At 68.0% G+C, this 25,157-nt stretch carries 24 protein-coding genes; 12 read left to right on the top strand and 12 right to left on the bottom strand.

Annotated elements, in window-relative coordinates; translation table 11 throughout:
• Positions 1 to 140: 140 nt before the first annotated feature.
• Complete coding sequence (locus ACYVAN_RS10540) at positions 141 to 1,265, bottom strand: esterase-like activity of phytase family protein (RefSeq protein WP_460958247.1); 1,125 nt, start codon at positions 1,263 to 1,265, stop codon at positions 141 to 143.
• A 67-nt stretch (positions 1,266 to 1,332) separates the two neighbouring features.
• On the opposite strand from ACYVAN_RS10540, the gene ACYVAN_RS10535 reads away from it, so the two are divergent.
• Positions 1,333 to 1,737, top strand: coding sequence for an SdpI family protein (locus ACYVAN_RS10535; protein ID WP_460958245.1), 405 nt, complete (start codon positions 1,333 to 1,335; stop codon positions 1,735 to 1,737).
• A 70-nt stretch (positions 1,738 to 1,807) separates the two neighbouring features.
• Here ACYVAN_RS10535 and ACYVAN_RS10530 read toward each other — a convergent pair whose 3' ends face one another.
• Both ACYVAN_RS10530 and ACYVAN_RS10525 read right to left on the bottom strand, forming a co-directional pair.
• Positions 1,808 to 2,380: a YqgE/AlgH family protein gene (locus tag ACYVAN_RS10530; RefSeq protein WP_460958243.1), complete on the bottom strand. Its 573-nt coding sequence runs from the start codon at positions 2,378 to 2,380 to the stop codon at positions 1,808 to 1,810.
• Positions 2,381 to 2,669: 289 nt separating this feature from the next.
• A complete protein-coding gene (locus ACYVAN_RS10525; RefSeq protein WP_460958241.1) occupies positions 2,670 to 4,202 on the bottom strand; it encodes a CCA tRNA nucleotidyltransferase in 1,533 nt (510 codons plus the stop codon).
• A gap of 150 nt (positions 4,203 to 4,352) precedes the next feature.
• On the opposite strand from ACYVAN_RS10525, the gene ACYVAN_RS10520 reads away from it, so the two are divergent.
• The 9 genes from ACYVAN_RS10520 (at position 4,353) to ACYVAN_RS10480 (ending at position 15,711) form a co-directional block, all read left to right on the top strand.
• Positions 4,353 to 4,931 (top strand): NUDIX hydrolase, encoded by a 579-nt coding sequence (locus ACYVAN_RS10520; protein ID WP_460958239.1) that lies wholly within the window; start codon positions 4,353 to 4,355, stop codon positions 4,929 to 4,931.
• Positions 4,928 to 7,330 (top strand): DUF6049 family protein, encoded by a 2,403-nt coding sequence (locus ACYVAN_RS10515; RefSeq protein WP_460958237.1) that lies wholly within the window; start codon positions 4,928 to 4,930, stop codon positions 7,328 to 7,330. The genes ACYVAN_RS10520 and ACYVAN_RS10515 overlap by 4 nt, the downstream gene beginning before the upstream one ends.
• 61 nt (positions 7,331 to 7,391) lie before the next feature.
• Entirely contained in the window at positions 7,392 to 9,323 is a 1,932-nt protein-coding gene (gene murJ, locus ACYVAN_RS10510; RefSeq protein WP_460958235.1) for a murein biosynthesis integral membrane protein MurJ, read from the top strand.
• Between the two features lie 96 nt (positions 9,324 to 9,419).
• Positions 9,420 to 11,009: a protein kinase family protein gene (locus ACYVAN_RS10505; protein ID WP_460958233.1), complete on the top strand. Its 1,590-nt coding sequence runs from the start codon at positions 9,420 to 9,422 to the stop codon at positions 11,007 to 11,009.
• A 104-nt stretch (positions 11,010 to 11,113) separates the two neighbouring features.
• Positions 11,114 to 11,722 carry an RNA polymerase sigma factor SigM gene (sigM, locus tag ACYVAN_RS10500; RefSeq protein ID WP_460958232.1) on the top strand — a complete coding sequence of 203 codons (609 nt, stop codon included), beginning with the start codon at positions 11,114 to 11,116 and terminating at the stop codon, positions 11,720 to 11,722.
• Positions 11,719 to 12,630 (top strand): hypothetical protein, encoded by a 912-nt coding sequence (locus ACYVAN_RS10495; RefSeq protein ID WP_460958230.1) that lies wholly within the window; start codon positions 11,719 to 11,721, stop codon positions 12,628 to 12,630. Before sigM ends, ACYVAN_RS10495 begins: the two co-directional genes overlap by 4 nt.
• 147 nt (positions 12,631 to 12,777) lie before the next feature.
• Positions 12,778 to 13,788 carry a thioredoxin-disulfide reductase gene (gene trxB, locus ACYVAN_RS10490; RefSeq protein WP_460958228.1) on the top strand — a complete coding sequence of 337 codons (1,011 nt, stop codon included), beginning with the start codon at positions 12,778 to 12,780 and terminating at the stop codon, positions 13,786 to 13,788.
• Positions 13,789 to 13,814: 26 nt separating this feature from the next.
• Positions 13,815 to 14,147 (top strand): thioredoxin, encoded by a 333-nt coding sequence (gene trxA, locus ACYVAN_RS10485; protein ID WP_460958226.1) that lies wholly within the window; start codon positions 13,815 to 13,817, stop codon positions 14,145 to 14,147.
• A 412-nt stretch (positions 14,148 to 14,559) separates the two neighbouring features.
• On the top strand, positions 14,560 to 15,711 hold the full coding sequence (locus tag ACYVAN_RS10480; RefSeq protein ID WP_460958224.1) for an N-acetylmuramoyl-L-alanine amidase: 1,152 nt from the start codon (positions 14,560 to 14,562) through the stop codon (positions 15,709 to 15,711).
• Between the two features lie 79 nt (positions 15,712 to 15,790).
• Here the strand turns inward: ACYVAN_RS10480 and ACYVAN_RS10475 are convergent, their stop codons facing one another.
• The gene (locus ACYVAN_RS10475) at positions 15,791 to 16,411 is read right to left on the bottom strand and encodes a GNAT family N-acetyltransferase (protein ID WP_460958222.1); all 621 of its coding nucleotides are present in this window, start codon (positions 16,409 to 16,411) and stop codon (positions 15,791 to 15,793) included.
• A 268-nt stretch (positions 16,412 to 16,679) separates the two neighbouring features.
• Between ACYVAN_RS10475 and ACYVAN_RS10470 the strand changes: the two genes are divergently transcribed.
• Together ACYVAN_RS10470 and ACYVAN_RS10465 are read left to right on the top strand one after the other, a co-directional pair.
• Positions 16,680 to 18,041: an aminotransferase-like domain-containing protein gene (locus tag ACYVAN_RS10470; protein WP_460958220.1), complete on the top strand. Its 1,362-nt coding sequence runs from the start codon at positions 16,680 to 16,682 to the stop codon at positions 18,039 to 18,041.
• Between the two features lie 95 nt (positions 18,042 to 18,136).
• Positions 18,137 to 19,084 (top strand): D-alanine--D-alanine ligase family protein, encoded by a 948-nt coding sequence (locus tag ACYVAN_RS10465; protein ID WP_460958218.1) that lies wholly within the window; start codon positions 18,137 to 18,139, stop codon positions 19,082 to 19,084.
• A gap of 278 nt (positions 19,085 to 19,362) precedes the next feature.
• On the opposite strand, the gene ACYVAN_RS10460 is transcribed toward ACYVAN_RS10465, so the two are convergent.
• From ACYVAN_RS10460 to rpmH, 8 genes are all read right to left on the bottom strand, one after another.
• Complete coding sequence (locus tag ACYVAN_RS10460) at positions 19,363 to 20,397, bottom strand: ParB/RepB/Spo0J family partition protein (RefSeq protein ID WP_460958216.1); 1,035 nt, start codon at positions 20,395 to 20,397, stop codon at positions 19,363 to 19,365.
• A complete protein-coding gene (locus ACYVAN_RS10455) occupies positions 20,394 to 21,206 on the bottom strand; it encodes a ParA family protein (RefSeq protein ID WP_460958717.1) in 813 nt (270 codons plus the stop codon). The genes ACYVAN_RS10460 and ACYVAN_RS10455 overlap by 4 nt, the downstream gene beginning before the upstream one ends.
• Before the next feature lie 194 nt (positions 21,207 to 21,400).
• Positions 21,401 to 22,117 (bottom strand): 16S rRNA (guanine(527)-N(7))-methyltransferase RsmG, encoded by a 717-nt coding sequence (rsmG, locus tag ACYVAN_RS10450; RefSeq protein WP_460958214.1) that lies wholly within the window; start codon positions 22,115 to 22,117, stop codon positions 21,401 to 21,403.
• A gap of 188 nt (positions 22,118 to 22,305) precedes the next feature.
• Positions 22,306 to 22,851 carry a Jag family protein gene (locus ACYVAN_RS10445; protein WP_460958212.1) on the bottom strand — a complete coding sequence of 182 codons (546 nt, stop codon included), beginning with the start codon at positions 22,849 to 22,851 and terminating at the stop codon, positions 22,306 to 22,308.
• 33 nt (positions 22,852 to 22,884) lie between these two features.
• Positions 22,885 to 23,889: a membrane protein insertase YidC gene (gene yidC, locus ACYVAN_RS10440; RefSeq protein ID WP_460958210.1), complete on the bottom strand. Its 1,005-nt coding sequence runs from the start codon at positions 23,887 to 23,889 to the stop codon at positions 22,885 to 22,887.
• Positions 23,890 to 23,894: 5 nt separating this feature from the next.
• The gene (yidD, locus tag ACYVAN_RS10435) at positions 23,895 to 24,257 is read right to left on the bottom strand and encodes a membrane protein insertion efficiency factor YidD (RefSeq protein WP_460958208.1); all 363 of its coding nucleotides are present in this window, start codon (positions 24,255 to 24,257) and stop codon (positions 23,895 to 23,897) included.
• A complete protein-coding gene (rnpA, locus tag ACYVAN_RS10430; RefSeq protein WP_460958206.1) occupies positions 24,257 to 24,739 on the bottom strand; it encodes a ribonuclease P protein component in 483 nt (160 codons plus the stop codon). The genes yidD and rnpA overlap by 1 nt, the downstream gene beginning before the upstream one ends.
• A gap of 10 nt (positions 24,740 to 24,749) precedes the next feature.
• The gene (gene rpmH / locus ACYVAN_RS10425) at positions 24,750 to 24,893 is read right to left on the bottom strand and encodes a 50S ribosomal protein L34 (protein ID WP_460958204.1); all 144 of its coding nucleotides are present in this window, start codon (positions 24,891 to 24,893) and stop codon (positions 24,750 to 24,752) included.
• Positions 24,894 to 25,157 lie beyond the last annotated feature (264 nt).

Here is a 25,157-nt window from a genome sequence, read left to right as displayed (position 1 = left end):
GATCAAGGCTCGGCAGGCCGCCCTCCGGTGAGCCGAGGACCGAACGTCGGGCGGCGCGGACGCGGGAGCACGTCCGGCGGCACATCCGAACCCGCACTCGCTCAGTCCAACGGCTCGACCGGACCGGCACCAAACTCGGGTCACCGGACCGCCAGCGCGATGAGCTGAGTCTGCTGACCGGGGGAGAAGTTGTCGTCGCTGACCAGCACCAGGCTGCGCTCGCCGCCGGGCAGGCGCGGCCCCCAGGTCATCCCCTCCACGTTGTCGACCGGCCCCACCCGGAGCTCGAACTCCGAAAGGTCGGCCAGCAGCCGCTTGCGCACCGGACGCACCTGCTCACCGGCCAGCGAGTCCACGTCCGCCACGTCGGTCGCACCCCGCACGTCGGCCTGGTAGATGCGGATCGAATTGCCCACCCCGGTCACGTACGAACGTTCCAGCACCAGGTACCTGGCGGGATCGGCGGTGCCCAGGATCGCCGACACCCCGTTGTTGCTGAACCCTCCGGTGGGCGATTCGGCGAACACGGGGTCCAGCGGATACGCGAACTGGCCGAGCACCTCACCGGAACGTTCCTGCACGGTGATCCGGGAGAGCGCACCGTGCTCGGTCGTCGGCGACTCGCCGTCCCGAATCAGCGGGCCCTCCATCGCGCTGACCACGAGCGCACCGCCCGCCGCGAACGTGAGCCCCTCCAGGACCTCGTTCTGCCTCGGCCCCGCGTGCTCACCCATCCGCAGGTTGTCCGGCAGCCGCAGCTCGTCCCGGAAGGTTCCACTCGTTCCCGCGACGCGGATGGCCGGATCGATCAACCGCTCGTCCCGCTCACCCTCGCTGGTCCACCACAGGTCACCGTGCCGGGGATCGACGCGGACCTCCTCCGGGTCGACGGTCGAACCGTCGCCGCCTTCCAACGGCGGGTACACCGTGCCGTCGGGACGCCGGAGCGGTTCGGTGCCGGTCAACTCCACCGGCCCGACGCCCTCGGGCCCCACCGGGATGTCGGCTGTGTAGAAGCGAGCGGGCTGACGTTCCGAACGATCATCACTGATCAGCACCCACTCACCGGTTCGCCGGTCGAAGTCGATCCCGGAAAGCCCACCAACCGTGGTCTGCTCGAACTCCATCGCGTGTGGCAGCCGGGTCGACCCGAGCAGCCGAACCCGCTGGTCGGTGGCCGCTTCGGCCGGAGCGGTCGCCGGAACGATCATCGCGGCCACGCACAGGACCGCGGGCGCGCTCGCGCCCAGAAGGTGTCTTCTCATGAGGTACAGCTCATCTCACGAGGGTGTCCGGCAGGTAGCGCCCGGATGGAGGCTTACCCTTGTCTTCGTGTTCGCTGTTCAGCTGATCTTCTGCGCGATCCTCGTTCTCGGCGGAGCGGCCCTGCTGCTCATCGGCTGGCGGGGGATCCGAGGGCAACTCCCGGTCAACCGGTACTTCGGCGTCCGCACGGAAGCGGCGATGCGCAGTGGTGAAGCGTTCACCCTCGCCAACCGGGCAGCCGCCCCCGCGCTGATGTCCGCGGGCGGGGTGGGCGTGCTCTCCGGTGCCTCGCTGCCCGTGCTGGCCTCCACGTTCAGCGTCGTGCTGGTCATAGCGCTGGGACTGATCGGGGTCTTCGTGCTCACCGGCGCAGGCGGCGTCGTCGGCGACAAGGTGGCGGCCACCGTGCCCGAACCCGCTCCCGCCGGGGGTTGCGGCGGTTGCGCGGGCGGCTGCTGCGGGGCGGCCTGACCACTTCCGGCCAGTTCGGCTCCTGGCAGTCCGGCCGGTCAGTTCAGTTTCCGGTCAGTTCAGTTTCCGGTCAGTTCAGCTTGACGTCACCGGGATGGGTGGCCATGAACGCGAGCGGAGTTCCCTGCCTGCGCAACACCCGTCCCCACAGGTCCGCGCCCGGCACCACGATCACGTCGTCCGGCAACGCGGGAACCGGGATCCAGTCACCGCGCTCGATCTCGCCCGCCAGCTGGTTGGCCTCCCAGCCCGCATAGCCCGCGAAGAACCGCAGGCCGCGAGCGCGCGGAACCAGTTCCTCCGGATCGCTCTCCAGATCGACGAGACCGATCGGCCCACGCACGCCGACCATGCCCTCAACCGAGGCGACGCTCTCGCCGGCCCGCAACGCCGCGAGGCAGATCGCCGTGCGTTGCTCCACCGGACCACCGACGAACAGCGACTGCGGTTCGCTGGCGTGCGGAGCCCACTGCGGCAGCACGTCCTCGACCGGGACCTCGCTCGGCCGGTTCAGCACCACGCCCAGACTGCCTTCCTCCCGGTGGTGGATGATGAACACGACCGACCGGCGAAAGTTCTGGTCGAGCAGCTGTGGCGCAGCGACCAGCAACGTCCCCGGCTCCACATCCGCGTCTGTTCCCACCCCCGCATGATCTCACCGATTTCCCCCTTGTCGGGAGTGGACCCGTGAAAGAGATCCGGCCGAGGTCGGCGGCAGGTGGTCACCACTCGATGCAAGCACTGGTGTCGCGCCACTGAGTATTAGTAGTGGTCGCAGGTACCGTTCCGCCGAGACGCTCCGAGGTTGTGCCCGCCCCGCACGGCGCCGACCGCCGGATGCCCGCAGCTTCCGTGCCTGCGGTCGCTGGGATACTACTCAGTATTAATACTGGAAATGACTAGCGGCTACGAACAACGAGTGGAACCGCGGGCTAATCCTCCGGAAGATCGATTCCCTGGTCACGGGCCCACGACCGGAGCTCGGCGATCGCCTCTTCCCGCTCCATCGGTCCGCGGTCGAGCCGAACCTCCTTGAGGTGCTTCCACGCCTTGCCCACCACCGGACCCGGCTCCACCCCCAGCAACCGGATGATCTCGTTGCCGTCCAGATCCGGGCGGACCTTCGCCAGGTCCTCCTCCTCGGCGATCCGGTCGATCCGCGCTTCCAAGTCGTCGTAGGTGCGCTGCAGGGCGTTCGCCTTGCGCCGGTTCCGCGTCGTGCAGTCGGCCCGGACGAGCTTGTGCAGCCGGGGCAGCAGGTGGCCCGCATCGGTCACGTAGCGCCGGACCGCCGAGTCCGACCACTGACCATCTCCGTAGCCGTGGAAGCGCAGGTGCAGGTAGACGAGACCGGAGACATCACTGATGATCTCCTTCGAATACCGCAACGCCCGCAGCCGCTTGCGAGTCATCTTCGCGCCGACCACCTCGTGGTGGTGGAAGCTCACCCCGCCGCCCGGCTCGAACCGCCGGGTGGCCGGCTTGCCGATGTCGTGCAGCAGGGCCGCGAGACGCAGCACCAGGTCGGGTTCCGCGTCCGGATCGTCCGCCCGCTCCAGATCGATCGCCTGGTCCAGTACCACCAGCGAATGCCGGTAGACGTCCTTGTGCTGGTGGTGCTCGTCGATCTCCAGCCGCATCTCGGGCAGCTCCGGCAGCACGTGGTCGGCCAGCCCCGCGTCCACCAGCAGCTCGATGCCGCGCCGGGGATACGCGCCGCAGAGCAGCTTGGACAGTTCCACCTGCACCCGTTCGGGGGTGATCCGCGCGATCTCGTCGGCCATGTCGCGCATCGCCTGGAGCACCCTCGGTGCCGGTTCGAACCCGAGCTGCGCGACGAACCTGGCCGCCCGCATCATCCGCAGCGGATCATCGGCGAACGACTCCTCCGGCGGGGCGGGCGTGTCCAGCCGGCCGGCGAGCAGGTCGGACATCCCACCGTGCAAGTCGACGAACGAGCGTTCCGGGAGCTGGACGGCCATCGCGTTGACCGTGAAGTCACGGCGGTGCAGGTCACCCCCGATGGTGTCGCCGAACGCCACTTCGGGATTGCGGCTGACCCGGTCGTAGCTGTCGGCCCGGAAAGTGGTGATCTCCACGGTCGTGCCGTGCCGGTAGGCGCCGAGTGTGCCGAATTCGATCCCGGTGTCCCAGACCGTCTCGGCCCAGCCGTCGAGCAGCCGCCGAACCTCGTCGGGTCGTGCTTCGGTGGTGAAGTCCAGGTCGGTGCCCAACCTGCCGAGCAACGCGTCCCGCACGCTGCCGCCCACCAGGTACAGCCCGTGGCCGGCGGCGGCGAACCGCTCGGCGAGCTCCCCGGCCAGCGGCGCGACCTTCACCAGCTCGACGACGGCGTTGCGTTGAGCTTCACGCTCCCGAGCCACGTTGTCGGCAGCGCTGTCGTTCGTGGTGACGCCATTACCGGTGGCGTCGCGGTCGGCGGAATCGCGGGTCGAAGGGGACACGATGCATCAGGGTATCGGCTGCTCAGCTGCGGCCAGGAAGAACGTCCGGCAGAACGTCCGGCGGGAGCGACCGGCGGAGACATCCATCGGAAACCTCGGCGGAGCTCGCCTAACGCCGAGCCTACCGATACTCGCACTACCATCGACCTCATGCCCCCGTCGCCCGGCCGCTCCGGCGGTGCTCAGCCGGGGCGCCGAAACCGGCGCCGGCGCCGCAGGATGCGGACAGTCGACGAAACCTCCGCCGGGGGGCTGGTGGTCGACAGAGCCAAAAGGTCCGCTGCGATCATCGGGAGGCTGGACCGCAAGGGTCGACTCCTGTGGTCGCTGCCGAAGGGCCACATCGAGCCTGGTGAGACGCCGGACCAGACCGCCGTGCGCGAGATCGCGGAGGAAACCGGCATCACCGGACGAGTGGTGACTCCCATCGGCATGATCGACTACTGGTTCGTGGCCGGCAGTCGGCGCGTGCACAAGACCGTGCACCACTACCTGCTGGACGCTGTCGACGGAGAGCTTTCCGACGAGGACGTGGAGGTCACCGAAGTGGCGTGGGCGCCACTTGGTGAACTGGACGAGGTACTGGCTTACGCCGACGAACGTCGGCTGGTGCGGCACGCGATCGCGCTGCTCGGCGGCGCGGGCGCCACACCGAACGCCAAGGTCGAAGACCCGAAAATCAACCCAGTCGGGCCACGGCCACATGGAACGGAGACGGAGCCGGGGTGAGGTTTCTGCTAGCCGCCGTGATGGCGGTATTGCTGGTCAGCGCGTTATCGATCAGCGCGCCCACGGCAAGAGCGCAGTCCGACGAACCGACAGTACGAGTAGATGTGACCAACGTCACCCCTTCGGTGGTTGGTCCGGGCGCCCCGCCCGAAATGACGGTCAAGGGCCGCCTCACCAACACCGGCGATCAGGTGATCGAAGCGGTCGAGGCCCGGATTCAGCGCAGCGATCCCGCGGGCGAGGAGTCGGACGTCCACGAAGCGCTCGGCGGGAACGCGCCGAGCGCGACCACACCGTCGTTCAACCCGCTGGTCGACACGCTCGAGCCCGGCCGACCGACCGAGTTCGAAATGCGCATCCCAATCACCGGCGACGCGAACTCGCTGCAGATCACCGAACCAGGTGTGCACCCGATCCTGCTGAACATCAACGGATCGCCGAACAACGGTTCCCGGGCACGCATCGGCGAAGCGCGATTCCTGCTCCCGGTCACCGCTGTCCCGGGACAACCGCCCACCACACCACCGGAACCGACTCCCACCACCATGCTGGTGCCGGTCGTCGACTTCCCCCGGCTGCAGCAACAATCGGCGCCGGGGCAACCGGCGGTGCTCATCGACGACAACCTCGCCGACTCACTCGCCCCCGGTGGCCGGCTCCACGGACTCCTGCAAGCCGTCGACGACTCGGCCGGTTCCGGATCCCCGATGGGCAGCGCACTGTGCTTCGCGGTGGACCCGGACCTGATCGTCACCGTCGACGCCATGATCGACGGCTACCAGGTGCGCAACCGCGACGGATCCACCCGACCCGGCACCGGCGCGGCGAGCGCCGAGATGTGGCTGGACAAGCTCAAGACCGTCACCCAGGGACGATGCGTCATCTCGCTGCCCTTCGGCGACGTCGACGTGACCGCACTCGGCCGCGCCGACCTGCCCGACCTGATCAAGGGCGCGCTCGACGGATCCGACATCGTCGAACGAGTGCTCGGCGTGAAGCCCCGACGGGACATGCTGTGGCCCATCGCCGGTGCTCTCGACGAGCCCGCAGCCGGCCAGCTCACCGACGAGAACCTGGGCAACAAGCGCATCCACACCATGCTCATGCGGCCCTCCGCACTCGCGATGCCGCAGGGATCGCTCAGCCCGGTCCGCCTCGACACCCGGAACAGTCCGATCGCTCAACCGATCGACCCGCTGATGTCCCGCGCGCTGAATCCACTGTCCGGAGTCGCGGGCACCACCGAACTCTCACCGCCGCACAACGGCCCGCTGTCGGCGCAGGACGCCCTCGGCGCCCTCACCTTCCGCGCCACCAAGGGCGCCACCCAAGGCACCTCCGTCATCGCCCCACCACGCAGGTGGAACATCGGCGGCGACGGAATGCGCGCCCTGCTCGAAGGCATGGGCAACCTCGCCGACACCGGCTACATCCAGCCGACCGGCCTGCCCTCGTCCGACCACGGCTGGGAGAACCACGACTCGGCGCACCAGGACCTGCCGCAAGTCGGCCTCGACTACCCGGGCAACGCCGCGAACGCCGAGATCAGACAGCCGATCCTCGAAAAGCTCGCCCGCGAGAACTTCAAGGTCGGCGACCTCTACCGATCCTCCGAGAAGGACCCGGCCGTCAACCGGGACCCCGCCCAGCTGACCACCCCGTTGCGGGACGCGCTGCTCCGAGGCGCATCGAGCGCCTGGCGCGGCGATCCCGGAGCCTCCCGGTACTGGGTCGGGCGTGCGAGCGACACCATCGAAGACGTGCTGTCGCACGTGCAGCTCGCCGAATTCCGGCCGATCATGCAGGCCTCGTCCAACGCCTACATCCCGGTGACCGTCACGAACAACCTGCCGGTCACCATTTCGGTCGAGCTCAAGGTGCCCCGCACGGTCGGCATCGAACCGAAGGACCTGGGCACGCTGCGTTTCCCGGCGCAGGGCAGGCGCACGATCTGGCTGGAGACGGAGGTGCACCGGGCCGGACAGTTCACCGTCGACCTCGCCATCACCACCGAAGACGGCACCCAACTCGGCGAGCCCCGGCGACTGCAGGTCCATTCCAACGCCTACGGACAGCTGACCGTGGTGCTCACGATCATCGCCGGCGCACTGCTGGTGGTGCTGTCCGCCTTGCGCATCGTCCGACGCATCCGAGCACGCAACGACCGGAAGAACGGTGCGGGCGCTGCCTCCGGAGCCGCCGGGCCCGCCGACAACGGTGCCGGCACCGATCTCGGCGAGAGTGCTGTGGCCGAGGACAACGACGGCAGCGGCACTGCCCGCGACAACGGTGAGCCCCGCGCAGCAGAGGCCGAGGAGACGAACGAACTGCCGCCCACGGGCGAACCGGGCAGAGGTCCCCACGACGCCACCAACGGACGGGACGACGACCGGGGCTGACATCCTGTGCGGCGATGTACAGGGGTGTCGGGCACCTCTCGGGTGAGCGAAGGATGAGTTGGTGAACCGAGACAACGACGGGCCCGCGGGGTACCGCGACAGGACCGCACGACTGAGCGGAAGCCTGTCGAACGACCCAGGCACGCCGGAAAGGTCCGCTTCATCCGGAGATCCGCACCCGCGCCCTGGTTCGACCGGTCCCGGCAGTGCCGGTGGAACGCACCTGCCGCCCGGAGTCGCCGCCCAGCCGACGATGCCGATCCGGCGCCCGGAAGGGCAGTCGTCCGGCTGGCACGCGGCGGCGACCCAACCCATCCCGGCGGTCGTTCCCGAACCGGGACTCGACCAAGCCGCCGACCAGGACGCCGAGCAGACCCAGGTCATACGCACGTCGTCGAGCGGCAAGCGCTCGCTGCTCAAAGCCACCGGGTCGATGGCGGTCGCGACCCTGACCAGCAGGATCACCGGCTTCCTGTGGAAGCTGATGCTGGCGTGGGCGATCGGCACCAGCGTCATCAACGACTCGTTCATGGTCGCCAACAACCTGCCGAACAGCGTTTTCGAACTGCTCATCGGTGGCGTGCTGACCAGCGTCATCGTTCCGGTACTCGTCCGCGCCGAGAAGTCCGACGCGGACGGCGGCGAAGCCTACATCCAGCGGTTGCTGACCCTGTCCTGCGTATTGCTCGCGGTGGGGACCGCGCTATCGGTCATCGCGGCATCGGCGCTGGTCTGGCTCTACATGCCCGACAGCGGCGTCGCCAACCGGACGCTGGCCACCGCCTTCGCCTACCTGCTGCTGCCGCAGATCTTCTTCTACGGCGTGAGTGCGCTGGTCAGCGCGATCCTGCAGGCGAAGCAGATATTCAGCCCACCGGCCTGGGCACCCGTGGTCAACAACCTCGTCGTGATCGCCACGCTGAGCATCTACTACCTGCTTCCCGGTGAGATCACGATCAACCCGGTGGAGATGACCGACGCCCATCTACTGACGTTGGGCATCGGCGTCACCTGCGGTGTGGTCTCCCAGGCGGGTATCCAGATCCCCGCCCTGCGCCGGACCGGTTTCCGGTTCCGGTGGCGATGGGGTTGGGACCCGAGACTGAGCGAGTTCGGCGGGCTGGCCCTGTGGATGTTCGCCTACGTCGGCATCAGCCAGCTCGGCCTGATGGCGATGAGCCGCGCGGGCACCGACGCCGGAGCCTGGTCGCAGTACAACTACGTCTGGATGCTGCTGCAACTGCCCTACGGCGTCATCGGCTTCTCGGTGATGACCGCCATCCTGCCGCGCATGAGCGCGTCGGCAGCGGAAGGCGACCACCGCAGGCTCATCGACGACCTGTCGCTGGGCAACCGCATGTGCACCGTGACACTGCTGCCGATCAGCGCGATCATGGCAGCGGTCGGCGTGCCCACCAGCCTCGCGCTGTTCGCCCTGGGCAAGAGCGGCGGCAGCGCCGAGCAGATCGGTGTCGGACTGGCCGTGTCAGCGTTCGGCGTGCTGCCGTACGCGATCACGATGATGCAGATGCGCGTGTTCTACGCGATGAAGGACGCACGCACCCCGACGCTCATCATGATCGTGATGACGGCGGTGAAGGTGCCGCTGGCGTTCTGGTCGCTCGCGCTGGAGGACACGGCGAACGTGCTCTACGCGCTCACGATCATCAACTCCTTCAGCTTCGTCGTCGGCTGGCTCGTCGGCGAAGTGTGGTTGCGGTATCGGCTGGGTCCGCTGGCGAGTCGGCGGCTGCTGATCACCCTGGGCAAGACCTTCGTCGCCTCGGTACTCGGCGGGGGACTCGCCTGGCTGGTGACCGTCGGGGTCGACGCGATGATCCCCGGCCCGGCCGGCGGCGGGACCGGTTGGCTGCAGCTCCTGGCGGGCAGCGTGATCGGGCTCCTGGCCGTCTTCGGCTTGATGTGGCTCCTGCGAGTGCGGGAACTGCAACCCGCGATCGGGCGGCTCACCGGTTTGCTGCGTCGTGGTTGACTTCCGCGTCACGTACCCTCGACCGAGAAGTCTCTTTCCGTGGGGGAGGGGGAATCCGAGCCCCCCGGTTGGAGCGGAAGGAGTGGGAGAGGGCAGGTGAGCAGCAAACCGAGCAAGCAGGTTTCGGACAGCCACGAGTCCGGCGTCGTGAACGAGGACCCACCCGAGCACGGGCTCACGCCCGGCGCGGTGTTGGACCACGGAAGGTACCGACTGCTCGCACCAGTGGGTATCGACAGCCGCTGTGACGCACATCTGTGGCGGGCCAAGGACGGCGTCCTCGGCCGCGACGTCGCACTGACGATCCTGGTCGGTGACCGGGCCGATTCCGAAGCCGCAGGCAACGCGCGACGGACGCTCGAACGCGCGATGCACGCGAGCACCTTCAACCACGTCGGCGTGGCCCGAGTCCTGGACGTGGTCACGCCCGCGTCCGGTGACCCGCACGGCATCCTCGGTGTGGTGATCGCCGAGTGGACCCACGGCACGGACCTGACCGACCTGGTGGCCGATGGTCCGCTGCCGCCGGGCTCCGCGTCCCGCTTGATGCAACCGCTCGCGGCCGCGGTGGAGGCCGCGCATCACGCCGGTCTGGTGCTGGGTGCCGACCATCCGCAGCGGATCAGGGTCACGCCCGAAGGCGAGATCCGGATGGCGTTCCCCGGACCGTTGGCCAGGTCGACTTCCAGCGACGACGTTCGCGGACTGGGCTCCGCGCTCTACCTGCTACTCACCGGCCGTTGGGCGCTCGACGGCGGCCCGGAAGGCCTGTCCGTCGCCCCGACCGGCCCCGACGGCACTGTTGTCGCCCCGCGAACGCTGCGCCCGAGCGTGCCGCTGGAGCTGTCCACTGTCGCCGTCCGCGCTCTCGGAAACCCCGACTCCAACGGCACCCATGGTGGTGTGCGCACCGGCGCGGCCGTGCTGCGCGTGCTCGAACAGCACGCCACCGTCGAGGCCGACACCACGGTCATGCAGTCGGCACCCGCGGGAGCGGGCAGCGGCGACACCGAAGTCTGGAGCCGGGACGACCCGAAACCGGACCAGACCCGGCGCAAGAAGCTGATGATCAGCGCCGGAGTACTGGCCCTCGCGACGCTGCTGGTGGTCAGCTGGATGACCGCGAACCTGATCGGGATCTTCACGGGCACCAGCGAGACGGATGAACCACCGTTGACCATCGACGACGGGGACAACGAGCAGACCGGGCAGCCCGCGCAGCAACCGCCGGAACCGACCACACCGGTCGGGATCGCCGGCGGCGAGGCCGTCAACCAGAACGGCAAACCGGACAGCCCGCATCGGGTGAAGTACCTCTTCGACGGTGACAAGGGCACCTACTGGACCACCGCCGGGTACTTCCAGCAGGTCGGTCCGAACGGCATCACGACCGGTACCGGCGCACGCCTCTCCCTGAAGGCACCCACCGTGGTGCGGGAAGTCGTGATCGACTCTCCCAGTCCGGGCACCCAGGTCGAGATCCGAGCGGCGGAGGGTGCCGGTACCGCGCCCGAGTCCGCTCCGGTGATCGGTAGCGCGACCCTCACCAACGGCACGACCACCGTCCCGGTGAACGGCCGGGATCCGAGCAGCCATCTGATCGTGTATCTGACCAAGCTCACCCCGCAAGGCGGCAAGTTCGAGTCGCAGATCAACGAGATCACGGTTCGGGGAGTGGCGGGCTGAGGCCACTCACCGGTCACGTGTGGTTCTGCTCTGCGACCAGCTCCCATGCCGGTCGTCATCAGTGTGGTGGGTGTCCGGTCACTCACGATCAGTAGAGTGCACCCGTGTCTGTCCCCGCCAGATCGGACGCCGACCTCATCGCGGCGCACGCCAACGGAGACCCGCATGCGTTCTCGGAGCTGTTCCGCCGACACCGAGACCGGCTGTGGGCCGTGGCGCTGCGCACCATGCGCGATCACGAGGAGGCCGCCGACGCCCTTCAGGACGCGATGGTCTCCGCCTTCCGCAACGCCGCGTCGTTCCGCGCCGAATCTCAGGTGACCACCTGGATGCACCGGATCGTGGTGAACGCCTGCCTCGACCGGATACGCAAGAGGCAGGCGCGACCGACCGTGCCGTTGCCCGAGACGGGTCCGGCCGAACCCGCGACACCGCGCGACGCGATCGACGAGCAGGACACCCGGATGGTCGTGCGGAACGCGCTCTCCGAGCTTCCCGACGACCAGCGGGCGGCGATCGTGCTGGTGGACGTGCAGGGCTATTCGGTGTCCGAGTCGGCAGCTGTCCTCGGAGTCGCCGAGGGCACCGTGAAGAGTCGCTGTGCCCGGGGCCGGTTGAGGCTCGCGAAACTTCTGGGCCACCTGCGGAACCCGAGTGCAGATGCGAACGTCCCAGATGACGCCATGGCCACGCGTCGACGGGAGGGACTATGAGTGGCGAGAAACGGCGCGCCGGAGCGCCGCAGGGGCCACCCTGGCCCCCCGATCTGCTGGCCGATCTGCACGCGGGGGTTCTGGACCCGGAGGAAGCCGACGAGCTCCGTCGGCAGGTGGGCGACGACGCCGAGGCGAACGCGATCCTGACGGCACTCGATGCGGTCGGGCAGGATCTCGCCGACCTCCCGGAACCGGCCATGCCACCCGAGGTCGCGGCGCGGCTCGACGCGGTGCTGGACGCGGAAGCGCGGGGCCGGGCACAACAGCAGGACGACGGTTCCACCCTGCGAGCGGCGGACACCGCACCCGCGCAATCGAACGACCGGGAAAGCCGGCTCCACGACTCCGCTACCGACAGCGCGGCTGTGGGCAACACGGCTACGTACCGCGCGGATACCGGCCACGCGGCCGGGGGTGACGCGTCCGGTGCGGAGGTCATCGACCTCGCCGCCGCCCGCAAGAAGCGCAGGCGGTGGTGGGCCGCGAGCTCCGGACTTCTCGCCGCGGCCGCCCTCACCGGGGTGGTGGTCTTGGCGACCATGCCGGGAGACCAGGGCGAGCAGGCTGCCGACCCGCCCGGCCGGTCCGCACCGCCCGCGGCCCAGAGTTCGCCCCCGCTCGCATTGAGCGGCGGTGAACTCGGCGAGCAGCAGTTCGACGAAGTGTTCGGGGCCGACCAGCTCGGCGCGCTGTCCGACCCGGAGAAACTCGTCGGCTGCCTGCAAGCCAACGGGATCGATTCGGGCAAACCGCTGGGGGCACGGACGGTGACCGTGGACGGGCGGCCAGGGCAGACGCTGGTCCTTCCCGCCGGCGAGATCGGAGAATTCCGCATCCTGACCGTGGGCCCCGAGTGCGGGCCGGGCAACCCGGCCACCATTTCCGACACCACGTTCGGCGGTTGAATCCCGAGCCGCGAGTCCTTCCGGAAGGGTCATCCGACGTGGTCGGTGACGGGTCGCACTGATCGGGAACACACGCGCATAGGATCGCGTTGACCTCACCAGCGCGCGCAGTGAGCGCGGCGGCGGATAACCAACGGAAGGGGCGCGGTGACCGACGACATCCGCAACCTGATCATCGTGGGCTCCGGCCCGGCCGGCTACACCGCCGCGGTGTACGCCGCGCGGGCGGAGCTCGAACCTCTCGTGTTCGAGGGCAGCCAGTTCGGTGGCGAGCTGATGAACACGACTGACGTGGAGAACTACCCCGGGTTCCGCGAAGGCATCATGGGCCCCGAGCTCATGGAGCAGATGCGTTCCCAGGCCGAACGATTCGGCGCGGAGCTGCGGGCCGAGGACGTCGAGGCCATGCAGCTCACCGGCGACATCAAGACGGTCACGGTCAACGGTGTCGAGCACCGCGCCAAGGCCGTCGTCCTGGCCATGGGGGCCGCACCCCGGTACGTGGGCGTGCCCGGCGAGGAGGAGTTCCTCGGCCGCGGCGTGTCCTCCTGCGCGACCTGCGACGGGTTCTTCTTCCGCGAGCAGGACATCGCCGTGGTCGGCGGTGGTGACTCGGCGATGGAGGAAGCGACGTTCCTGACCCGGTTCGCCAGCTCGGTGACCATCGTGCACCGCCGAGACGAGTTCCGATCCTCCAAGATCATGCTCGAACGCGCCCGCGCGAACGAAAAGATCAAGTGGCGCACCAACGCGGTGGTCGACGAGGTGGTCGGCGACGGCACCGTGTCGGGGCTGAAGGTGCGGGACACCGTCACCGGCGAGGTCTCCGAGCTGCCGGTGAACGCGATGTTCGTGGCCATCGGCCACGACCCCCGCAGCCAGCTCGTCCGCGACCAGCTCGAGGTCGACTCGGAGGGTTACGTGCAGGTGCGCCAACCCACCACCCACACCAGCGTTCCCGGCGTGTTCGCCGCCGGTGACCTGGTCGACAAGACCTACCGCCAGGCGGTTACCGCGGCCGGCTCCGGCTGCTCCGCGGCGATCGACGCCGAGCGGTGGCTCGCCGAGCGGGATGCCGCCGAGCACGCCGACATCGCGGCCGAGTTCGTCGGCGGCGGTTACGGTGCCGGTTCCGCCGACCCCGCAGCTGTTCGCTGACCGACGCACAACTCACGACAAGGGAGATGAACATGGCTGGCAACACCGTGACGGTCGACGCCGACTCGTTCAAGAGCATCGTCCTCGACAGCGACAAGCCCGTGCTGGTGGACTTCTGGGCCGACTGGTGCGGCCCGTGCAAGATGGTCGCGCCGGTGCTGGAGGAGATCGCCGACGAGCACGACGGCAAGATCACCATCGCCAAGCTCGACATCGACAAGAACCCCAGTCTCCAGCGGGACTACCAGGTGATGTCGGTTCCCACTCTGCTGCTGTTCTCCCAGGGAGAGCCCGTCAAGCAGATCGTCGGCGCCAAGCCGAAGGCCGCGCTGCTCTCGGACCTGTCCGAGTACCTGTGAACCGGCAGCTCCACCGCCGCCGGTGAGTCCTCGTCCGCGCTGACCGCGCGTCTGATCGCCCCCGGCTCCGAAAGCCGGATCGGTCACCGCCCGACGCACGAACAGCGCCGGACGCCCGGATGCAACCGAACAACTCGGCCCCACCGTCCTCCCCACACGCGGAAGGCGGTGGGGTCGAGTTGTCGTATATGCGCCGGACCGAAACGGACACCGTGCGATCAGCCGGGCACAACGCGTCGCCGCAGGTGTCGGTACTTGCCAGTAGCCCGCAGCGCCGGAGTGCGGAAGGCAAGGCACAATTGCCATTGACGGGTTTCCCAGCTGAATGCTCGTCACCAGAAATTGGACACCGGGGGAGACAACCATCCTTCGCGCCGGCCCGCAGCCGGCGCCTGAATCGAGCGAGGAGTACATGCAGCTGCTCCACCGCGGTGACGTCGGTCCGGCGGTTGCCGAGATCAAGAACACGCTGGCCGCTCTTGGTCTCCTGCCGACGCCCAACAGTCAACCTGGGCCCGCCACGTTCGACGCAACGGTGGAACACGCGGTACGTGTCTTCCAACAGCAACGCGGCCTCATCACCGACGGCGTCGTCGGACCCGCGAGTTACCGCGCGCTGACCGACGCCCGCTGGCGACTGGGTGACCGCTCACTGGCGTTCCTGGTTTCCAAACCGGTCAGTGGTGATGACGTCTTCGCCCTCCAAGAACGCCTGCTCGAACTCGGCTACGACGCCGGGCGCCCGGACGGGGTCTTCGGCATCGAGACCGAACAGGCGCTGCGCAGCTTCCAAAGCGACTACGGGCTGAACGCCGACGGCATCTGCGGCCCCAGTACCCTGCGCGCGCTCAAACAACTCGCCCCCAAGGTGCGCGGGGGCCGTCCGGTGTTCCTCCGCGAACAGGAGAAGGTGCGGCGCTCGGGCCCCCGACTTCGCGGCAAGCGCATCGTGATCGATCCCGGTCACGGCGGCAACGACAAGGGCGCGACCATCGGAGGCGTCTCGGAGGCCGACCTGGCGTGGGATCTGGCGCGCAGGCTCGAGGGGCGAATGGTCGCCACCGGCATGGAAGCGCTCATCTCGCGCGGGCCCAACGCGTGCCCGCCGGATGCGGACCGGGCCGGGTTCTCCAACGAGGCCAACGCGGATCTGTTCCTGTCGCTGCACATGGACGCGAACGCGTCACTCCAGGCCCAGGGAGTGGCCAGCTTCCACTTCGGCACCGGCAACGGGACGACCTCCACGGTCGGTGAAGCGCTCGCCGGATTCCTGCAGCGCGAAATCGTCGCCCGAACCGGCATGCGCGACTGCCGCACCCATCCGAAAACGTGGGAAGTGCTGCGGCTGACCAGGATGCCCGCGGTGCGCGTCGAAATCGGCTACCTGACCAACGCGGAGGACCGGCACCGGCTCCTCGACCCGGCATTCCGGGATGTCATCGCCGAAGGGCTGCTCGTGGCGGTCAAGCGTCTGTACCTGCTGGGCAAGGACGACCAACCGACCGGAACGTTCACCTTCGACGACCTCTTGCGCTACGAGCTCACCCGGGCCGAAGGCGCCTGACCGGCTCCCGGGAGCCTCGCGCGGAATCGACGACCTGCCTCCTGCTGGGGTCGGACCGCCGGGAGGGAGCGTCGGGTGGTCAGCCCAGGGCCGGTTCGGCCGTCTTGACCGACACCGTGCCCAACAGGCGTTCCAGCGCGGCCTCCACGTCTTCCTTCCAGGAGATCGCGGTGCGCAGCTCCAAGCGCAGCCGGGGCCACTTCGGGTGCTCCCGGACCGTTTTGAACCCCACCTGCTGCAGGAATCCTGCCGGGATCACGCAGCCGCCCGCGTCCTCCTGCAGGTCGCCAAAGGCCTCCACCGCCTTCACACCGCGTTTGGTGAGGTCTTTGGCGACGTTCTGCAGTAGCACCCGGCCCAACCCGCCGTGCTCGAACTCAGCGGCGATGCGCAGTGACGTCAGCAGCACCGCGTCGGCGCTCACCGGCCCGGTGGGGAACGTGGCTGCTCGCGGCACGGCCGCGGGAGGGGCGTAGAGCGCATAACCCGCGGGTGTGTTGTCCACGTAGAGGACACGCCCGCACGAGCCCCACTCCAGCAGGACGTTGGAAACCCAGGCTTCTTTTTCCAACGCGGTCTCGCCGAACTCCTCGGCCTGCTCCCGGACATGCGGCGCCAGCTCCCAGAACACGCAGCGCCGACACGCACGGGGCAGGTGGTCGAGGTTGTCCAGCGTGACTCCGACGACACGTCGCGACACCCTGACCTCCTGGAACCAGCAAGGATCCGCCCCCAACGAGCGAAAGCGGTGTTGCGGTCAGGATATGCCGAGGTGCGGTGCGCCGAAAGGCGCTCTCCCACGCCAGGCACCCTCCAAAGAGTGAGATGGCTTACTGTCGGGCCGGTTTTGGGGAGGTTCCCGTTACACGGCCGCGAGCTCGGTGCGATACCACGGATAGAATCGCTCGATCGGCCCGTCGGCAGATGGTCCGATCACCACAGCGCACACCCGAGCCACGGAGCGCGGAATGTCCGATCACGGCGGAATGTCCGACCAAGGCAGCAAGCCCACCGACGGCAGCGACTCGTCGATCGAGAAGTCGACGGCACGCAACCTCGACACCCACGTGGAGAGGTACGCACAGCGCACCGCCGGCATGACGGCGTCCGAGGTTCGAGCTCTGTTCGCGGTGGCGAACCGGCCCGAGGTGGTATCGCTGGCGGGTGGCATGCCGAACCTGGCCGCCCTGCCGCTCGACTCGATCGCCGGTGAGGTGGCCCGGTTGATCTCCACCGACGGGCAGCAGGCCTTGCAGTACGGCTCGGCCCACGGCGTTCCGGAGCTGCGCGAGCAGATCTGCGAGGTCATGGCGCTCGAAGGGATTTCGGCCCACCCGGACGACGTGATGGTCACCGTCGGCTCCCAGATGGCGCTCGACATGGTCACCCGCATCTTCTGCGACCCGGGCGACGTGATCCTCGCCGAAGGACCGTCGTACGTGGGTGCGCTCGGCTCGTTCACCGCCTACCAGGCCGAGGTCGTGCACGTGGCGATGGACGACAACGGGCTTCAGCCGGACGCTCTGCGGCAGGCCATCGCGGACGTCCAAAAGCAGGGCAAGCAGATCAAGTTCCTTTACACGATCCCCAACTTCCACAACCCCGCGGGCGTGACGATGGCCGTCGACCGGCGCCCCGAGGTGCTGGAAATCTGCGCCGAGAACGGAATCCTCGTGCTTGAGGACAACCCGTACGGGTTGCTGGGCTTCGACGGCCAGACCTACCCGGCGCTGCGCAGCATGGACCCGGACAACGTGGTCTACCTGGGATCGTTCTCGAAGACCTTCGCCTCCGGGCTCCGAGTCGGCTGGGTCCTCGCACCGCACGCGGTGCGGGAGAAGCTCGTACTGGCCGCCGAATCCGCGACGCTGTGCCCGCCGACGTTGAACCAGATGATCGTGTCCCGCTATCTGAGCACGCACGACTGGAAGGGCCAGATCAAGGCCTTCCAGGAGCAGTACCGGGATCGTCGCGATGCCATGCTGAGCTCGCTGGAGCAGTACATGCCCGCAGGGTGCTCGTGGACTCACCCGGAAGGTGGGTTCATGGTCTGGTGCACCACTCCCGAAGGTGTGGACACGAAGGCCATGCTGCCGCGCGCGGTGACCCAACGAGTCGCTTACGCCTCGGGCACCGGGTTCTATTCGGACCACCTGGGCAGCCGCCAGATGCGGCTTTCGTTCTGCTTCCCGACTCCGGAGCGGATCCGGGAGGGCGTGCGAAGGCTGGCCAACACGCTCACCGATGAGATGGAGTTGGTCCGCACATTCGGCACCGTGCCGCAGCGTGCCGTGCCGGGGCCGCAGGCGCCCTCTCCCGACACCGCGTGAGTGCGTGACCGACATATTCCCAACCAGTTCCAACCGGTCCACTGCGCGCCGATTCCGGTGCTCAGTGGACTACTACTTTCAGGGGTGTTCGCAGAGTGTCCGATCGCTGGGTCGCCGTTCTCTCCGGAGGGCTTTCACACGAGAGGGAGGTGTCCTTGCGTTCCGGCCGCCGACTTTCGGCCGCACTGCGTTCGGTGGGGATGACCGTCGCGGAGTGGGATGCCGACTCCCGCCTCCTCTCCCGCTTGGCGGAGGAACGACCGGATGCCGTCGTCGTCGCGCTGCACGGCGGCGAAGGGGAGAACGGTGCGGTGCAGGCCGTGCTCGACCTGGTCGGCATCCCCTATGTGGGCACCGATCCACACGCGTGTCGGCGGGCCTGGGACAAGCCGACCGCGAAGGGCGAGGTGGCCCGTGCCGGGCTGACCACACCCGAATGGGCAGTACTTCCGCACGCCACTTTCCGGGAACTCGGCGCACAGGCCGTGCTGGACGCACTGGTGACCAAGCTCGACCTGCCGTTGATGCTCAAACCCGACCAGGGTGGATCCGCGCTGGGGGCGCACGTGGTTCGCGATGCTGCGGAGCTCCCGTCTGCGATGGTCGGTGCACTGTCCTACGGCGACACCGTGCTCGTGGAGCAGTACATCGAGGGGACCGAGGTCGCGATCGGTGTCGTCGACGGGCCGGATGGTCCGGAGGCGTTGCCCGCCGTCCAGATCGAAGCCGCCAACGGCGTCTACGACTACGCCGCCCGATACACCGCCGGCCTCACGAGCTACCAGACGCCGGCCAAGCTCGCGCCGGAGACGGCTACGGCGGCGGGTGACCTCGCGGTGGCGGCGCACCGGCTGCTGGGCTTGCGGGACATTTCCCGAACCGACGCCATCATCGACCGCAACGGTGTGGCGCACTTCCTCGAAGTGAATGTGTCACCCGGTTTGACCGAGACCTCGTTGCTTCCGATGGCGGTCGAAGCGTCCGGCCGCTCGCTCGGCGAGGTGTTCAGCACGCTCGTGGAACGCGCGATCGCCCGATCCTGACTCGCGCGGGGTTCGGCACCGGGGTCGGCGTTGATCGCCGCCCTGGTGCATCCTGCGGGACTATTGATCGGTAGCGGTATTGATCGGCAGCGGTCTGTTGTGGGCCGCTGCCGATCGCCGCGCGGGCGGTTGTCCCGTCGGGCGGTTCAACCGGGAACTCGCCCGAGCGAGGAGAGGGGTCGCGTCGCCCGGGACACGAAAGGCCGCCGTTCCGTTCCGGTTTCACGTGAAACTCCGGATCGTCACCGTGACATAACTGCGGTGGGTGATCGTTCACGCTATTCCAGCGGGTTTTTCCGCCCATCCGGCAACATCAACTCAAACAGGCGTTCGAGGTCTTCCACCGAGCCGGCTTCCACCACGATCCGACCTTTGCGACGGCCCAACTCGACCTTCACCTTCGTATCGAGTCGATCCGACAACTGATCGGCCAATCGTTCGAGCCCCGGAGCTTCCGGTTGCTGCTTGCGCGGAGCCGCCTTCTCCTTCGCCGGACCGTCGCTCTTCTTCAGCGTCACCGCTTCCTCGGTCGCTCGGACCGACAACCCTTCCGCGGTGATCCGAGAGGCGAGTTCCTCCTGCCCCTCCGGATCATCCAAGCCGAGGAGGGCACGCGCGTGGCCGGCGGAGAGAACGCCCGCTGCCACCCGGCGCTGCACCGGCATGGGGAGGCGCAGCAGCCGGATCGTGTTCGTGATGACCGGCCGGCTGCGTCCGATGCGGTCGGCGAGTTCGTCATGCGTCACATCGAACTCGTCGAGCAACTGCTGATAGGCCGACGCTTCCTCCAGCGGGTTGAGCTGAACGCGGTGGATGTTCTCCAGCAGCGCGTCCCGCAACAGGTCGTCGTCCTGCGTCTGCCGGACGATCGCCGGGATCACGTCGAGCCCGGTCCGCTGCGAGGCCCGCCAACGCCGTTCGCCCATGATCAGCTCGAACTGATCGGTGCCGACCTCACGAACCACGATCGGCTGCATCAGCCCGAACTCGCGGATCGAATGCTCGAGCTCGGCGAGCGCTTCTTCCTCGAACACCTGCCTCGGCTGACGGGGGTTCGGCGTAATCGACGCGATCGGCACCTCGCGGTAGACCGCACCGGCCACCGCCCCGCCCGTTTCACGTGAAACGGGCTCCTCCTCGGGGAGATCCTCCCGAGTACCCACGGAAGCAGCGGCAGGGGAGGAGTTCACCCCCCGCCCGGCCCCACGAAGACTGGCCCCCTCCGCGGTTTCCTCCGCGCCCTCCTCAGCCTGAGGACCGCTCGGAATCAGCGCGGCGAGCCCGCGCCCCAAGCCACCCCTGCGCTCGGTCATGCTGTCTTCCTCTCGGAACCACGTTCGGCGATCTCCTTCGCCGCATCCAGGTAACTCATCGAGCCACGTGAACCCGGGTCGTAGGTCAACACCGTCTGACCGAACCCGGGCGCCTCCGAAATCTTCACGCTGCGGGGGATAAGCGTGCGCAGCGCGAGTTCACCGAAGTGGCCCCGCACCTCGTTCGCCACCTGATCGGCCAGCTTGGTGCGCCCGTCGTACATCGTCAGCAGAACCGTGGACACCCACAGCGCCGGATTCAGATGCGCCTGCACCAACTCGATGTTGCGGAGCAACTGCCCGAGCCCCTCCAGCGCGTAGTACTCGCACTGAATCGGGATCAACACCTCGTGCGCGGCGACCATCGCGTTCACCGTGAGCAAGCCGAGCGAAGGGGGGCAGTCGATCAGCACGTAATCCGGTGCGAGCTGTTCGATCGCTTCGGAGTTCAGCGCTTCCTTCAGCCGTCCCTCCCGAGCGACCATCGTGACCAACTCGATCTCCGAGCCGGCCAGGTCGATCGTCGCGGGCACGCAGTGCAGGTTGCTCGACTGGGTGCTCTCCGCAGCCGCATCCGCGACGCTGATCTCACCCAGGAGCACCTCGTACACCGAGGCGACGCCGGAGCGGTGGTCCACCCCGAGCGCCGTACTCGCATTGCCCTGTGGGTCCAGGTCGATCACGAGCACGTTCAACCCCTGCAGAGCGAGGCCCGCCGCGAGGTTCACCGTGCTCGTCGTCTTACCCACCCCACCCTTCTGATTCGCCACCGTGATGACACGGCGCCGATCAGGCCGAGGCAGCTGCATCGTCTCGGGATGGAGCACGCGGGTGGCCCGCTCCGCCTCCTCCATGATGGGAGTCCAGCCCACACCGTCCGCGCCGAAAGCGCTCACCGACTGCTGCTCGTCCTCCTCACCGGACGAGGGGAAGCGCATGCCACCCATGGCACGCCCCCTCGTTTCACGTGGAACACGACCAGCTCCGTTCGACTCCGTCACCGTCAACGATCCTTTCTCGTCCGCCGCTCGCCGTCACGACGCCGAGCGGCCGCAGCCTTTCCCTTGCCGCCGGCCGCCCGTTCGACCTGTACGACGGTCGTCGGCACGTCGAGCACTCCGTCTCCACAAGAAATCACTTCGGTTCGGCCGCCACCGGCGCCCTTGATCGCCGATCCATCCCGTTCGAGTTCCTCGGCCGCACTGGATCCCTTCAACGCCAGCAGGTGGCCACCCGGTCGCAACAGGGGGAGGCACCACTTCGCGAGCCGAGCCATCGGAGCGACCGCGCGCGCGGTGACCACGTCCTGCCCCGCGAGCTGCTTTCGCACCGGCCCCTCCTCGGCACGCCCACGAATCACCTCAACGGCGAGTCCGAGTTCGTCGATAACTTCCTGCAACCATGAAACTCGTCGGGCCATCGGCTCCAACAGGGTCAGCTCAACATCCGGGCGAGCGATCGCCAATGGAATGCCCGGCAGCCCCGCCCCAGAGCCTACGTCGACAACGCTGCAATTCGGTGTCAGCAACTCCGCGAGAACCGCAGAGTTCAACAAATGTCTTTCCCACAACCGGTCGAGTTCGCGAGGCCCGATGAGCCCGCGAGGCTCACCCTGCTCCCGAAGCATCGCGGCGAACGACTCGGCCAGCGCGAGCCGTTCTCCGAACACCTCCGCAGCGTTGTCCGGAACCCGATTCGACGCACCTTCTGCTTCGGTCACAGTCTTCCATCCTGATGTTCGCGTTTCACGTGAAACTACTTTCCGGCACCCCGCCGGGCGAGTTCGAGCGAGCCCCGTTTCACGTGAAACCGGGGGGAGGGGTTTCACGTGAAACGGGCCGAACGCAATGGTGCCCCCGCGGTCATCGCGACCACGGGGGCACCATTGCCGAAACAGCATCGCTCCGGTCAGTCCGACTTGAAGACGACAACCTTACGGTTCGGCTCCTCGCCGTCACTCTCGCTGTGCACGCCCTCCACGGCCGCCACCGCATCGTGAACGATCTTGCGCTCGAACGGGGTCATCGGACGCATCCGCGCGGACTTGCCCGACTCCAGCACTTCCTGCGCGGTCGTAGTGCCGAGGTTCGTCAGCTCTTCGCGGCGGCCCGCACGCCAGCCGGCTACGTCCAGCATCAGCCGACTACGCACACCGGTGTCCTGCTGCACCGCCAGCCGAGTCAGTTCCTGCAGGGCTTCCAGTACCTGCCCGCGCGAACCGACCAGCTTCTCCAGATCGCTACCGCCTTCGACGCTCACGACCGCACGGCCGGCCTCGACGTCGAGGTCGATGTCACCGTCGAAGTCCAGCAGGTCGAGCAGCTTCTCCAGGTAGTCCCCGGCGACATCGCCCTCCTGGACCAAGAGCGTCTCCGTGTTGCTCGGCCCCTCCGGCTCCACAGCCGGCTCGACGGCCGACTCGGCTTCACTCGACTCCTGCACAGTTTCGGACACTGAGTGGCTCCTCTCCAGGGGTACGCGACACCGTCACCGGGACTCACCCGGCCCATCGGCATCGCGGGAACGGTCTTCGATCGCCCCGGGGACCTCACCGGGTTGGTCTTCAGGAGCCGGCTTCGAAGCGGGCTCCGTCGCAACGGGGACGTCGGTGCTCGGCGCATCGGTGTTCGGCGCGGGCGCATCGGTGCTCGAGGTGGGCGCTTCCGCGCTCGACGACACCGACGTCGACTTCACCACCGCGCCGGCCTTCAACTCGGCTTCCTCCCGGTCGATCCGCTGGTAGACGACCCACTGCTGGGCGAGCGTCCAGAAGTTGTTCGCCAACCAGTAGATGAGGATCGCCAACGGCAGGAACGGGCCACCGATGATCGCGAACATCGGGAAAATCCACAGCACCATCCGGTTCATCACGGCGGCCTGCGGATTGCTCGCCGCGTCAGCGGTCTGACGCTGCACGGAGTGCCGCGCGGTGAAGTGAGTGGCGATGGCGGCAGCGACCATCAACGGCACGCCCACGATCAGCATCGAGGTGCGATCCGTGGAGAACGAGGCGAGTACCTCGGCCGGTTCGCCGATCGCGTTCGCCAGGTTGGCGCCGAACAGGTCGGCGGCCACGAACGAGGAGACCCCGTTCGCGTCGAAGATGAAGTTCGAGTCGGCCCCGGGTTTGAAACCGTTGAGTACCTGGAACAGACCGATGAACACCGGAACCTGCACGATCATCGGCAGGCAGCCACTGATCGGGTTGAACCCGTTCTCGCTCTGGAGCTTCTGCATTTCCTGCGCCAAGCGCTGACGATCATCGCCGTACTTGGTCTGCAGTTCCTTGATCTGCGGAGCGAACTCCTGCATCTTCTTCATCGACCGCACTTGGTGCACGAACGGTTTGAAGAGCAGCGCCCGCAGGGTGAACACCAGGAACACGACCGAAAGAGCCCAGGTGTAACCGCCTGCGGGATCCAGCACGGTACCGAAAACCTGGTGCCAGAACCACAAGATCGCCGATACCGGGTAGTTGATGAAGTCCAGCACTACAGCTACTCCTCAGCAGTGGTGTCGGATGCGCGTGTCCTGGCCGCCGGATCGGGGGCGTCGGCCTCCGGGACCGCACCCCGCCGGGGCGGCACGGGATCCAGCCCACCCGGATGCCAAGGCCCGCAGCGCAGCAATCGCCGCGCGGCGAGCCAACCGCCCCGAAGGGCCCCGTGCTCTTTCAGCGCCTCGACCGCGTACGCACTGCAGGACGGGTAGAACCGGCACATCGGCGGCAACAACGGTGAGACGATCTTGCGGTACACGTACACCGGCGCCAACAGAGTCCAGGCGAACGGGCTCACCCGAGCCGACTCGCCCCGCTCGGTTCCACGTGCCGAATCCGCTGCCATCCCGGCCCTCGTCATCACGCTGAATCCGCAGGCGGACCGTGGCCCTCGGGCGGGAAAACGCGAAGTTTCCGCAACGCAGCGTCGATATCCGCGCCGAGCTCGCGGCTCGAGGCGGTGGATGCTGGAGGTAACGCACGGACCACCACCAGTGTGCCAGCGGGAAACAACCGCAACCGGTCACGCATGAGATGCCGCAGCCGGCGGCTGACGCGGTGCCGCACCACGGCGGTCCCGACAGCCTTGCTCACGACAAAACCCACCCGGGACGGTTGAGGCGTTTCCCGGGTGGGTGCCGTGTCCAGATCAGCTTCCGGTGACGTTCGGTTTTCGCCCGATCGCGTTCCGCGCCGGGGCGTGTCCACGTCGAGGCCGGCATCTGCCGCGGGATCAGGCCGCAACATGTGCACCACGAGACGTCTCCGCCCGGCTCTGCGACCGCGACGGACCACCAGGCGAAACTCCTGGTGCCTGGTCAGCCGGGCTGTCGCAGGAAGCACCGCGCTTCGATCAGGCGGTCAGCTGGCTGCGGCCCCTGCGACGGCGCGCGGCAACGATCGCGCGGCCGGCCCGGGTGCGCATGCGCAGCCGGAACCCGTGCTTCCTCGCGCGGCGGCGGTTGTTCGGCTGGAAGGTGCGCTTGCCCTTGCTCACGGTCGAATCTCCCGGTTACTACAGGCACAGTGGCCACGGATAGCCACAATGGCTCGGTCAGGTGTCCCACTCGTCGATCGAATATCGCCGCAGTGGTCTTCCTCCGCCAGGCCGTAGGTCGGCGGAGAACAGTTCGTGCGGGTGACACCGGGGCCGGTGTTCACTGCACAGCGCCCGGAATCATCCAGAAATCAAGCGCGGCGACATGCCCGCTCGTCAAGCGGGGACTGTCCGAGGGTACGCAGTGCGCTCGACCAACTCAAA

The organism is Parasphingorhabdus pacifica, from assembly GCF_054779195.1.
Note: the sequence above shows the minus strand (reverse complement) of the source record. Positions and strands in the feature narration are given on the sequence as shown.